Consider the following 12,994-nt stretch of genomic DNA (forward strand, 5'->3'; position numbering starts at 1 on the left):
GGTTCGCGCCGGCGGCCCCCGGACGGGTGCGGCTGCGCGCCGTGACCGCGCAGGACTACGCCGAACTGGCCTCCGCCCTGCCCGGCGTGCAGCGCGCGGCGGCCGAGATCCGCTGGACGGGCAGTGTGCGGGAGGCGCACGTCGCGGTCGACGCCGACGGCACCGGGCAGGCGCCCGCGGAACTCCTCGACGCGGTGGCGCAGTCGCTGGAGGCCTACCGCCTCATCGGCCACGACCTGGTGGTCGGGCCCGCGCGGCCGGTACCGCTCGACATCGAGGTGGAGGTGTGCGCGGCGCCCGGCCACCAGACGGGCCGGATCCTGGCCGATCTGCGCCGGGTGCTCGGCAACCGCCGGCTGCCCGGCGGCCGGCTCGGCCTCTTCCACCCGGACGCGCTCGGCTTCGGCGAACCGGTGCGGCTCAGCCGCCTGGTGGCCGCCGCCGCGGCCGTCCCGGGCGTGGAGAGCGTACGCGTCACCCGGCTGCGGCGGCTGTTCGCGGACGCCTCGACCGACGCCCCGGACCCGACGGACCACTCGGCACTGGAGGACGGTGTGCTGCGGCTCGCCCCGCTGGAGATCGCCCGATGCGACAACGACCCGGAGCGGCCCGAGAACGGCCGCCTCGCCCTGAGGCTGGGAGGTGCGCGATGAGCTGCGACCACCGCGGCGGCCGGCCCTGCGGCTGTTCCCGCGACCGCGCGTCCGACGGGGGCGGGCGCCACGACGAGCGCCGCGCACCTCGGGTCCCCCACAACCCGCCGGGCCGCACCGCGCTCGACCACCGCGTGGGCGAGTACGGCTCCTTCCTGGCCGCGATGCTCGACCGGCTGGCCTCGCCCGCCTACCCGGCCCTGCGCCGGCTGACCGTCCGCACCCCCGACGACCCGGCGATCGCGCTGCTGGACGCCTGGGCGGTCCTGGGCGACCTGCTGACCTTCCACTCCGAGCGGATCGCCGACGAGGGCTATCTGCGCACCGCCGACGACCACCGCTCGCTGGTACGGCTGGGCCGGCTGGTCGGGTACCGGCCGCGCCCCGGGCTGGCCGCCGACACCCATCTGGCGTACACGGTGGACCGGGACCCGCGCAGCCGCGAGGACGTCCCCGTGCTGATCCCGCGCGGCTCGCGCAGCCACAGCGTGCCCGCCTCCTCCCGCGAGGAGGCGCGGACGTTCGAGACGACCGAGGACCTGACGGCCCGCTGGTCGTGGAACGACCTGAGGGTGAGGCGGCGCCGCCCGGCCCCGCTGACACCCGAGGACCTGCGGGAGCGGTCGGAGCTGTACGTCGCGGGCACGGCCAACGCCCTCTCGGTGGGCGACCGCCTGCTGTTCGTCTTCGGCGGCGGCTCCGAAGGCCCCGCGGACGCCGAGGGGGCCGGCGGCTCCGCCGGTTCCGGGCAGCGGCTGCTGCTGCCGGTGACGCGGATCCGCGTCGACCGGGACGACGACAGCACCGCCCTGGGCCTGCCGGTGTCGCCGCCCCCGACCCTGGCCGAGCTGGTCGGGGAGCTGCGGCGGTGGATCACACCTGCCGCCGACAGCCCCAATCCGAGGCCGACGGGCAGCGCGTTGGTCGAGGAGTTCGACGAGCAGGTGCTGAGCCGGCTGCGGGCGGACCTCGATCTGCTGGACACCCCCGCGGCGTTCGCCCGGCGGCTGGAAGAACCACTGGAGCGGCTGGAGGAGGCGCGGGCGCTGGCCGAGCCCCACGAGGAGAGCGCCGCCTGGTTCGAGCGGCTGGCCGCCGTGCTCGTCGACCTCCGCGAGAAGGCGGCGGAGCTGGGACCGCTGCGGCCGGACGGCGCCGCGGACCGGTTCGCCGCCGGGAGCACGGCCGGAGTCACCGGCGGGGACACGGGCGGGGACACGGGCGGGGGCGCGGAGCCGGGCGATGCGGCGGCCCGCGCGCTCGGCACGCTGCTGCCCGCACTGCGCTCCCGCGGGACGGGGGGAGCACGCCGCCCGGGCGCGGCCGGCTCCGTACCGGCGGACCCGGCGCGGCTGTTCGGCCCGGATTCCGGCCTCGGCGCGCGGCTGGCGGCGGTGCTGGACCCGTCGCTGTCCGGCGAGATCCACGAGGCCTGGCGCCGTTCCGCACCGGCCGCGCCCCCGGCCCCCGCGCCCCTCACCGATCTGCTGGCGATGCGGGTGACGGCCGCGCCCTTCGGCTCGACGGCCCCGCTCAAACCGGTGCAGGACGAGCGCGGCCGGGTGATCCGGCAGTCCGACTGGCCGCTGACGGGCAACACGCTGACCACCGCGCGGGTCGTGTTCGACACGACCGGGAAGGTGCCGGTCAGGGCCGAGTTCGTGCACGCGGAGACGACCGCGTCGGTGCAGCGCACCGAGAACCTCCCCGCCGACGTCCGCTTCGCCCTCGGCCCCGGCGAGGTCCGGCTGTCCACCCGCACCGGGCAGGACAACGACCTGAGCTGGCTGCGGCGGCGTCCGGTCGACTCCCAGGAACCGGGCGTGACGGCCGAACTGAGCGGCGGGCTGCCGGAGCTGACGCTGTTCGTCTCCCGGCCCGGGGCGGACGCCCGGGTGCAGGTCGCCATAAGGAACGGCGAACCGCCGCTGCAGTGGCACCTGGCCCCGGACAGGACGGAGCGGGCCACGTACGGCGACTACGAGCTGACCGTCGCCTACCGGACCGGCGGAGGGCCGACGGCCGTGGAGATCGGCATCGCCACCGTCCCCGAGGCCGTCCACCGCAACGTCCTCGCACTGGACACCGTGCACGAGAGGATCACCGCGGGCAGCTGGGTCGCGATCGAACGCCCCCGCAAGGGCGCCCCGGACGGCATCCCCGGCGACAGCGGGCTCTCCCTGGTCACCACCCGCGTGACGGCCGTGCGCACCGGCTCCTACGCACGCTACGGAATCACCGGGCGGGGCACCGAGCTGACCCTGGCCGACCCCTGGCTGGACGAGCACGACGTGCTGCTGTCCCACATCCGGGACGCCACCGTGCACGCGGCCGGCGAGCCGCTGCGGCCCGCCGACGAGCCGCTGGGCGACGACGTGGGCGGCAACGAGATCGAACTGGCCGAGCTGTACGACGGATTGCGGCCCGGCCGGACGCTGATCCTCTCCGGCGAGCGCACCGACATCCCCGGGACCACCGGGGTGCGCGGCACCGAACTCGCGGTGATCGCCGCCGTCGAGCAGCGGGTCGACCCGGAACTGCCCGGCGACCACGTCCACACCGTGCTCACCCTCACCGCCGACCTCGCCCACCGCTACCGGCGCGAGACCCTGGCCATCCACGGCAACGTGGTGCCCGCGACGCACGGCGAGACCCGCGACGAGGCCGTCGGCAGCGGTGACGCGGGCCTGGCGGGCCAGACGTTCGCCCTCTGGAACGCGCCGCTGACCTGGCTGCCCGCGGACAACCCCCGGGGTGCCCGGCCGGCCCTGGAGGTACGCGTCGACGGACTGCTGTGGCACCCCGTCGACAGCCTCGCCGGACGCGGACCGCGGGAGCGGGTGTACGTCATCGGCACCGACGCCGACGGCCGCACCACCGTGACGTTCGGCGACGGTGTGAACGGCGCGCGGCTGCCCACCGGGCACGAGAACGTACGCGCCCGCTACCGCTTCGGCACCGGAGGCGCCGCCAACGTCGCGGCCGGCCGCATCACCCAGGCCGTCTCCCGGCCGCTGGGCGTCACCGCCGTCACCAACCCGCTGCCCGCGACCGGCGGCGCGCAGGCCGACGGACCGGAGGCGACCAGGCGCGGCATCCCGCTCGCCGTCTCCGCGCTCGACCGGCTGGTCTCCGTCCAGGACTACGAGGACTTCACCCGCTGCCGTGCGGGCATCGGCCGGGCCAGTGCGCGGGAGGTGTTCGACGGGCGGCGGCAGGTGCTGCACGTGACGGTCGCCGGCGCGGGCGACGCGCCGATCGGCGCGGACGCCGACGCCCTGCACGCCCTGCGCGCCGCACTGGCCACCCACGGCGACGCCCGGCTGCCGGTGCGCGTGGACGTGCGCGAGCTGGTGCTGCTGCTCCTGGCGGCCCGGGTGACGGTGGAGCCCGACCACTCCTGGTCCGTCGTCGAGCCCCGGCTGAGGCAGGCGCTGCTGGGCGCGATGGGCTTCGAGGGGCGGGAGCTGGGTCAGCCCGCCCGGCTGTCGGAGGTCCTGGCGACGGCCCACTCGGTGCCCGGTGTGGACCACGTGGACGTGGACGTCTTCTCGGGCGTGTCCGCCTCCGACCTGCCCGGCGGCCCGTTCCTCCCCGGCGCCGGACCGGGCGGGCCGCGCACGGTCGTGCCGGCCCGGCCCGCCCGGTACGACGAACAGGTCCACACCGTCACCGCCGAGGACGGCGAGACGCTCGGCTCCGTCGCCGCCCGCCACGGCGTCACGCTCACCGAACTGCTGCGGCTCAACCCCGACATCACCGACACCCGGCCGCTGCCCAGAGGCCGATCGGTGTACGTCTTCCGCGGCGTCCGACCGGCCCAGCTCGCGATGTTCTCGCCCGCGGTGGCGGCGGACACGCTGATCCTCACGGAGGCCCCCCGATGAGCCCGACGGCTCCCACGACCGGCAGAACCGCCCCGCCCCCCACGACCGGCGCGACCCGTACGACCGCCCCGGCCCCGACGAGCGACGGAAGGACACGGCCATGAGCAGGGAGCCGGACGGGCTCGCGGAACTGCTGCCGCAGTGGCACAGACTGCGGGACGGCGGGCGCGGGAAGCAGGGGGCGCGGGACGAGCCCCTGCGCGCCCTGCTCGCCGTGATCGCCGAACAGGTCGACCTCGTGCGCACCGGTGTCGAGCAGGCTCACGACGACTGGTTCGTGGAGACCGCAGCCGACTGGGTGCTGCCCTACCTCGGGGATCTGGTCGGCTACCGGCCGCTGCCCGGCTACGAGCGGGTCCTGGCCACCGGCCTGCGGGACGGCAGCCCGGACGAGGTCTCGCGGCAGCGGCTGGCCCGCGCGCTCGCACCGCGCCGTGACGTGGCGTCCACGGTCGCCAACCGGCGCCGCAAGGGCACCCCCCACCTGCTGGAGGAGCTGGCGCTGTCGGTGGCGGACCGGCCCGCGCGGGTGGTGGAGTTCTCCCGGCTGGTCGCCCACCACCAGCCGGTCAGGCTCCACGGCGCGGGCACCGCGGCGGCCGACCGGCGGCGGCTCTCGCGCGGCCGTCTGGCCGACCTGCGCGACGGGGCGGCGCTGGATCTGGCGGGCGGGCCCTTCGCCACGACGGCGCGCTCGGCCGACGTACGGCGCGCGGACTCACGCCGTACGCCCGGCGGGCACACCCCGGCCGGAGTCGGCCTGTACGTGTGGCGGCTCAAGCCGTACCCGGTGACGAACGCCCCCGCCTACTGCGTCGACCGGGCCCGCAGCCTCTACACCTTCTCCATCCTCGGCAACGACACCCCGCTGGTGACCCGGCCCGAGCCGGAGCCGTCGGCCACCCACGTCGCCGCGATCGACAACGTTCCCGCGTACATCCGGCGCCGGCAGCTGAACGACCGGCTCGCGGACTACTACGGGCCGGGCAGGTCCTTCGCGATCCGGCGGGACGGGGACGGGGAGCCGGTGCCGCCGTCGGACATCGTCGTCGCCGACCTCACCGACTGGCGCTACCGCCCGCGCCGCGGCCAGGTCGCGGTCGATCCGGTGCTCGGACGGATCGCCTTCGGCTCCCGCTCCGCCCCGCGCCGGGGCGTGTGGGTCGACTACCACCACGCCTTCCCCGACGACACCGGCGGCGGGGAGTACGCCCGCCCCGGCCGCACCACCCCCGACGCCGCCACGGTCCACCGGGTCGGCCCCGGGTGCGCCCACCAGCGGATCATGGACGCGTACGCGCGGTGGCGCGAGGACCGGCGGGCCGGGCGCTGCGGCCCCGAGGGGATCATCGAGATCACCCACAGCGGCGCCTACCAGGAGCAGCTGGACTTCGACCTCGGCCCCGGCGACCGGCTCCAGTTGCGCGCCGCGGAGGGCACCCGTCCGGTGATCCGCCTGCTGGACTGGTACAGCAACCGGCCGGACGCGCTCAACATCCGCGCGGACGAGGAGTGCGCGCCGGGCCGGGACGCGCCGCGCATCACCCTGGACGGACTGCTGGTCGCCGGGCGCGGCCTGAACGTCACCGGGCCGGTCGGGGAGGTCGTCATCAGGCACTGCACCCTGGTGCCGGGCTGGTCGCTGCGGCCGGAGTGCGAGCCGCAGTCGCCGGACGAGCCGAGCCTGGTCCTGGAGCGCACCACCGCGTGCGTGCGGATCGAGCGCAGCGTCCTGGGCACCGTCCAGGTGCTCGGCGACGAGGTGGGCACCGACCCGCTGGAGATCCACATCCGCGACAGCGTCCTGGACGCCACCGGCCACGACCGGGAGGCGCTGTCCGCGCCCGACTGCCGCCACGCGCACGCCGTCCTGTACGCGCACCGCACCACCGTGATCGGGGAGGTGTACGCGCACGCCGTCGCCATCGGCGAGAACAGCGTGTTCACCGGGCGGATGCACGTGGCCCGGCGCGGGACCGGCCGCCTGCGCCACTCGTACGTGCCGCCGGGCTCGCGCACACCGCGCCGGTACCGCTGCGTGCCGGACCACCCGGCGGGGCGGGGGGAGGCGGAGCTGGTGCGCCCGCTGTTCGCGAGCGAGCGCTACGGGACCCCCGCGTACGCGCAACTGGCCGACGACTGCCCCCGGGAGATCCTCCGGGGCGCGGAGGACGGCGCCTCCATGGGCGCCTTCCACGACCTGTACCTGCCGCAGCGCGAGGACAGCCTGCGCGCCCGGCTCGCCGAGTACACGCCCGCCGGCACCGACGCGGGGGTCCTGTTCGTGACCTGAACCGCCGGCCGGCCGGCAGCCCGGATCCGCAGACCTCGCAGACGTACGGAAAACCTTTCGAGGGGGACCCCTTCCATGCACGCTGATCTCTCCCGCATCACCTTCCGGCCGGAGCGGCACTACTCGGCGGTGCTCGCCCAGCAGGGCCGCGTACAGCTCGACGCGGACGCCAACGAGCAGACCGCGATCCAGCTCCACCAGGCCCGCACCATCGCCGCCGACCTGATCGGGCGGCACGGCGGACCGGCCGGCGCCACCGGCTTCGCCATCGGGCTCGACAGCCGCGGCCACGAACTGGACGACCTGACCATCGGCGGCGGCCGCTACTACGTCGACGGCATCCTGTGCGACGCCTCCCGGCCCGCTCCCGGCGACGCCGTCGAGGACGACGACGGCGACGGCCATGACGGCGGCCATGACGGAGGCCACGACGGTGAGGACGCCGGCCGCGACGGCGGCGGCCGGGACCGGACGGGAGGCCGGGCCGGGGACAGGGCCGGGGGAACGGACGCGACACCCGCCCACTGGACGTACTGGGACCAGCCCGACGGCCACCGCGACCCCGAGCGCCCCGGTGACCGGCTGCCCGCCGCCTTCCCCTACCTGGCCTATCTGAAGGTGTGGGAGCGGTCGGTGACCGCGGCCGAGGACCCGGCACTGCGCGAGGTGGCGCTCGGCCCCGACGTGCCGGACACCGCGGCCCGGGTCAAGGTGGTCTGGCAGGTGCTGGCGCTGCCCGGCTCCGAGCTGGGAGTGGAGGACGGCGAGACCGGCAAGGACACCCTGCGCACCGCCTTCCGCCGGTGGGCCGACGAGCGCTCCGCGCCCGGCTCGCGCATGGCGGCGCGCAGCCGGCGCCCCGAACGGGCCGACGAGGACCCGTGCCTGCTCCGGCCCGACGCCCGCTACCGGGGCCCGGAGAACCAGCTCTACCGGGTGGAGGTCCACGAGGGCGGGACGGCGGACGAGGCGACCTTCAAGTGGTCCAGGGAGAACGGTTCGGTGGTCCTGCCCGTCGACGGCCTCGACGGCACCTGGGTGGAGCTGGCCACGCTCGGCGGCGACGGCAGACTCGACCTGAACACCGGGGACCGGGTGGAACTCGCGGACACCGCCTACACCAGCCGCGGCGAGCCGCTGCCGCTGCTGCGGGTGGAGGAGGTGGACCTGCCGGGGCGGCGCGTGAGGCTGTCCGGTGAGCCCGGGGGCGGCGTCGGCCGGCGCCCCGAGCTGCGTCCCTGCCTGCGCCGCTGGGACCACCGCGAGGAGCCGCGGCGCGGCGGACGCGGCGCGCGCGGCCGGCTGAGGGGCGGGGCGGTCCCGGTCGAGGAGGGCCGCTGGCTGCCGCTGGAGGACGGCGTCGAGGTGTACTTCGAGCCGGGCGGCGCCTACCGGCCGGGGGACCACTGGCTGGTCCCGGCACGTACCGCCACCGGGGCGGTGGAGTGGCCGGTGAACGCCGCCCGCAAACCGCTGCTGCGCGCGCCGGCCGGCATCCAGGTGCACTACGCGCCGCTCGCCTGGGTGATGGGCGAGCACGGCGTCTCCGACCTGCGGCTGTCCTTCGGCCCGCTGGCCGGTCCCGTTCCGTCGGCGACCGAGGAGGAACTGGCGGCCGAGGCCCAGGCGGAGGCCGAGGCGCGGGCCCTGGCCGCCCAGGGGGAGCCGGAGGGCCCGGCGGACACGACCGGAACGCAGGCCTGACATGCGGACGGGGATCCCGGCACCGGCCCCGGTGCCGGCTCCGGCGCACACCTTGGCACGAACCCCGGCGCGAACCCCGACGCGAACACGGCGCCGGGCACATCCGAGAGGAGCGAGTGACGCATGGCCACACCCCTGAGCGCCTCACGACTGGTCAAAGCGCTGCGGGACGAGGGCCTGGAGGTCCGCGAGTACCGCAACTGGCGCACGCACAACCGCAACGGGAAAGGGCCCTGGGGCCCGGTGAACGGCGTCATGATCCACCACACCGTCACCAGAGGCACCGACCACACCGTCGAGCTGTGCTACGAGGGCCACTCGACGCTGCCGGGCCCGCTGTGCCACGGCGTCATCGACAAGGAGGGCGTGGTGCACCTGGTCGGCAACGGCCGCGCCAACCACGCCGGACTGGGCGACGGCGACGTGCTCAGAGCCGTCATCGCCGAACGCGCCCTGCCCGACGACAACGAGGCCGACACCGACGGCAACCGCCACTTCTACGGCTTCGAGTGCGTCAACCTCGGCGACGGCAGGGACCCGTGGCCCGAGGCGCAGAAACTGGCGATCGAGAAGGCCGCGGCCGCCGTCTGCCGGGCGCACGGCTGGACCGAGAAGTCCGTGATCGGCCACCGGGAGTGGCAGCCGGGCAAGGTGGATCCGCGCGGCTTCTCGATGGACACCATGCGGGGCCGCATCGCCAAGCGCCTGGGCAGGAAGGCGGACGGCCCCGCCAAGCCGGCGCCCAGGCCGCCGGCGCGGTACGAGCCCTTCCCCGGAGCGGACTTCTTCCGGACCGGCCGCGAGAGCGCGATCGTCACGGCGATGGGCAAGCGGCTCGTGGCCGAGGGCTGCGGACGCTACAAGGTCGGACCCGGTCCCCGGTGGAGCGAGGCCGACCGGCAGTCCTACGCCGCCTGGCAGCGCAAGCTGGGCTTCACCGGCAAGGACGCCGACGGCATCCCCGGTCCCACCAGCTGGAAGAAGCTGCGCGTCCCCGACGTGTGAGGCGCGGTGACGCGCGGTACGCGTCCCCGCCGCCCTCCGTGCGCCCTCGTGCCGGGCCGGCCCCGCGCCCGGCCCGGCACACCGGGACGCGCCCTCGTGCGCGGCTACACCTCCAGCCGGGCGATCTCCCCGATCTCCAGAGCCACGTACAGAACCCCGTCGGGACCGAAGGCGAGGCCGTGCGGTTCCGAGGAGCCCACCGGCAGGTCGTACTCCTCGACGCGGCCGTCCCCGTCGACGGAACCGACCCGGCCCGCCCCCCACTCGGTGAACCAGCACAGGCCGTCGGGCCCGGCGGTGATCGCGTGAGGGCGGCAGGCGGGGTCGGGCAGGGGGAACTCGTCGATGCGGCCGTCGGTGGTGATGCGGCCGATCCGCCCGGCGCCGATCTCGGTGAACCACAGCGCGCCGTCGGGGCCGCGCGTGATGCCGACCGGCGCGGCCTTCGGAGTGGGGAGCGGATGGACCACCACCTCCCCGTCGAGGCCGATCCGGCCGACCGCGTCCGCCTGGTTGAGGGTGAACCACAGTGCCCCGTCGGGCCCGTCGGCGATGGCGGAGGGGAAGGCGCCGGCGGCCGGCAGGGAGAACTCCGTCATCCGGCCGTCGGTGGTGACGCGGCCGATCCGGCCGGTGCGCGTCTGGGTGAACCACAGCGCCCCGTCGGGACCGCACACGATGCCGAACGGGCCGCCGTCCGGGGTCGGGACGGGATACGAGGCCGTCCGCCCGGACACGGTGATCCGCCCGATCCGGTGATCCCGGAGACGCGTGAACCACAGCGCCCCGTCGGGGCCCGGGGCGATCACCGAGGGCCCGCAGGAAGCGGAGTCGAGCCGGTGGACGTCGAGCCGGCCGCCCGGCTCGAGCCGGGCGATCTCCCCGGAGTGGACCAGGGTGCACCACAGGGCTCCGTCGGGCCCGGCCGTCAGGGCGTAGGGACCCGCGCCGGACCCGGGCACGGGTATGCGGTCGATGGAGCGGACTGGGCGTGGCATGAGGCATCTCCTCGTGGGCGTGGCGCGGGCGGCCTGTGCGGCGGATCCGGTCCGCGCGGGGGTTCAGTCGACGGCGGCGGGCGTACGGACCGCCCGCAGTTCCAGATGCCGGCCCCGCCACCGCCGCCGCAGCAGGCGGTCGTGGCTGACGACGACGAGTGCGCCGCCGAAGCCCGCCAGAGCGGCCTCCAGCTCCTCGACGAGGGCGGGGGAGAGGTGGTTGGTCGGCTCGTCCAGCAGCAGTACGTCGGCCGGTTCGGTGACCAGCCGCGCCAGGGCGAGGCGCTGCCGCTGGCCCGTGGACAGGCCGGTCACCGGCACGGATAGCCGGTCGGGCGCGAACAGGCCGAGGGAGAGCAGCCGTTCGGCGTGCTCCTCGGCCGTTCCCGGCCGGCCGCGGGCGAACGCGTCCAGCAGGCTCTCGCCCGGCCGCCCGGGCGCCGGCTCCTGGGGAAGGTGGCCGATCCGGCCGCGACGGGCCACCCTCCCGGTGGCCGGCGGCAGTTCGCCGGCCAGGACGTGCAGCAGGGTGGACTTGCCCGCCCCGTTCGGCCCGGTGACCAGCAGCCGCTCGCCCGGTGCGACGCTCAGACCGGTGCGGCCGAGCCGGCCGGTGACGGTGATGCCGTCGGCTTCGAGCACGGCACCTCGCGGGGCGTCCCGGGCCGGGTCCTCCGGGGACGGGGACGCCCCGTGCGGGCGGCCGGCAGGCGGCACGGCGGTGAACCGCAGCGGCTCGGGCGGAGGCGGCACCGGGGCGGCCTCCAGGCGGCGCAGCCGCTCCTCCGCGCTGCGCACCCGTCCGGCGATGGACTGCTGCACGCGGCCCGCCGCCCGGTCGTAGGCCATCTTGTTGCCGTCCCTCATGGCCCGGCCCGGGGCCACCCGGCGGGCGGTGGTGGCGGCGGCCTCGCGGAGCCGGTCGACGTCGGCCCGCCACCCGGCATGCGCCTGGGCCCAGCGCTGCCGGGCCGCCGCCTTCTCGGCGAGATAGCCGGAGTAGCCGCCGCCGTGGCGCACCACCGTGCGGCGATCGGCGTCCACCTCCAGCAGGGTGGTGGTGACGCGCTCGAGGAAGACCCGGTCGTGCGAGACCGCCACGGTCGTGCCGAGCCGTGTGCGCAGATGCTCCTCCAGCCAGGTCAGGGCGTCGTCGTCGAGGTGGTTGGTCGGCTCGTCCAGCAGCAGCACCTCGGGCGCGGCGGTGAGGACCGCGGCCAGCCGCAGCCTGACCCGCTCGCCGCCGGAGAGGCCGCCCACCGGGCGGTCGCGGCGCAGCCGCCCCAGGCCCAGGCCGTGCAGGGCGCGCTCCGTCCGGGCATCGGCGTCGTAACCGCCGCGCAGCTCGTAGAGCGTCAGCAGGTCCCCGTACTCGGCCAGGCACGACTCGTCGCCGCCGGCCATCTCGGCCTCCAGGCGGCGCAGCCGCCCCTCGAGCGCGCGCAGTTCGTGCAGGGCGCGGTCCAGGACGTTCTGGACGGTCAGGTGTGCCGGCAGCCGCTCGTCCTGGGCGAGGTGGCCGACGCCGCCTTCGGCGTGGAGGACGATCTCTCCCCGGTCGGGGCGTTCCCGGCCGGCCAGCAGGCGCAGCAGGGTGGTCTTGCCGGAGCCGTTCTCGCCGACGATCCCGGTGCGCTCACCGGCGGCGAGCGAGCACGTGACCGAGTCGAGGACGATCCTCCCGCCGCAGGACTTGGTGACGGCGCGGACGGTGATCTGCGTGGGCATGCGGGCACTCCGAAGCATTCGTGGACGGTGCGGCCGACAGGGGCCGCAGGGCCGGGTGAACGCTTCGGAAGAGCATCGGCGACTCCTTAACACGACAACAGTTGCGTTAACATGATGCCATGGCACCCTCCGAGGAGGCAATCGGGAACTCCGGCTCGAACTCCACCGCGCCCACTGCGGCCCGCCGCCCGGGAGGCCGCAGCGCCCGCGTTCGGGAACGGGTCCTCGACGCCGTCCGCGCCCAGCTGGTGGAGCACGGCTACGACGAGCTCACCGTCGACGCCGTGGCCGCCCGCGCGGGCGTGCACCGCACCACGGTCTACCGGCGGTGGCGGGACGTGGGAGGCCTGCTCGCCGACGTCCTCGACGCGGCGGGGGACGACGGGTGGCGGCCGCGGGACACCGGCGACCTGGCGGGCGATCTGACGGCGCTGAACCAGGAGGTGTACGCCGCCCTCACCGAACGGCCGTCCGTCACCGCCGCCCTGATCGCCGCGTCGTTCCGCTCCGCGGAGGCCGCCGACGCCCTGCGGCGCTTCTGGGACGACCGGTACGCGCGCTGCGAGGCGGTCGTCCAACGCGCGGTACGGCGCGGGGAGACGCCGGCGGGCACCGACGCCCGGGCTCTGCTCGTCGCCGCCACCGCGCCGCTCTACCACGAGCTGGTCCTCCTGCGCACCCCGCCCGACCCCCGGCTGCCCGGCCGGGCGGCCCGCGCCGCCGCCG

Annotated in this window: 8 protein-coding genes; 6 read left to right on the forward strand and 2 right to left on the reverse strand. The window is 76.1% G+C overall.

The genetic code is table 11. The features are described 5' to 3' along the window. The 5 genes from ACLIYP_RS25650 to ACLIYP_RS25670 all read left to right on the forward strand — a co-directional run. Positions 1-653: baseplate J/gp47 family protein (locus tag ACLIYP_RS25650; protein ID WP_412715486.1), on the forward strand; the 653-nt coding region annotated here is incomplete at its 5' end. Beyond that, positions 650-4,540, forward strand: a complete 3,891-nt coding sequence (locus tag ACLIYP_RS25655; RefSeq protein WP_412715487.1) for a putative baseplate assembly protein — start codon at positions 650-652, stop codon at positions 4,538-4,540. The genes ACLIYP_RS25650 and ACLIYP_RS25655, both read left to right, overlap by 4 nt. A gap of 100 nt (positions 4,541-4,640) precedes the next feature. Beyond that, positions 4,641-6,833 carry a hypothetical protein gene (locus ACLIYP_RS25660; protein ID WP_412715488.1) on the forward strand — a complete coding sequence of 731 codons (2,193 nt, stop codon included), beginning with the start codon at positions 4,641-4,643 and terminating at the stop codon, positions 6,831-6,833. A gap of 75 nt (positions 6,834-6,908) precedes the next feature. Then, positions 6,909-8,537, forward strand: a complete 1,629-nt coding sequence (locus ACLIYP_RS25665; RefSeq protein ID WP_412715489.1) for a DUF6519 domain-containing protein — start codon at positions 6,909-6,911, stop codon at positions 8,535-8,537. 123 nt (positions 8,538-8,660) lie between these two features. Continuing rightward, positions 8,661-9,542 carry a peptidoglycan-binding protein gene (locus ACLIYP_RS25670; protein ID WP_412715490.1) on the forward strand — a complete coding sequence of 294 codons (882 nt, stop codon included), beginning with the start codon at positions 8,661-8,663 and terminating at the stop codon, positions 9,540-9,542. 104 nt (positions 9,543-9,646) lie between these two features. On the opposite strand, the gene ACLIYP_RS25675 is transcribed toward ACLIYP_RS25670, so the two are convergent. Together ACLIYP_RS25675 and ACLIYP_RS25680 are read right to left on the reverse strand one after the other, a co-directional pair. Next, positions 9,647-10,540 (reverse strand): Vgb family protein, encoded by an 894-nt coding sequence (locus ACLIYP_RS25675; protein ID WP_412715491.1) that lies wholly within the window; start codon positions 10,538-10,540, stop codon positions 9,647-9,649. 63 nt (positions 10,541-10,603) lie between these two features. Continuing rightward, positions 10,604-12,268 carry an ABC-F family ATP-binding cassette domain-containing protein gene (locus ACLIYP_RS25680; RefSeq protein WP_412715492.1) on the reverse strand — a complete coding sequence of 555 codons (1,665 nt, stop codon included), beginning with the start codon at positions 12,266-12,268 and terminating at the stop codon, positions 10,604-10,606. 119 nt (positions 12,269-12,387) lie between these two features. Between ACLIYP_RS25680 and ACLIYP_RS25685 the strand changes: the two genes are divergently transcribed. Next, on the forward strand, positions 12,388-12,994 hold a 607-nt coding region (locus tag ACLIYP_RS25685), incomplete at its 3' end, for a TetR/AcrR family transcriptional regulator (protein ID WP_412715493.1).

The organism is Streptomyces nanhaiensis (assembly GCF_046614825.1).
Classification (GTDB): Bacteria; Actinomycetota; Actinomycetes; order Streptomycetales; family Streptomycetaceae; genus Streptomyces; species Streptomyces radiopugnans.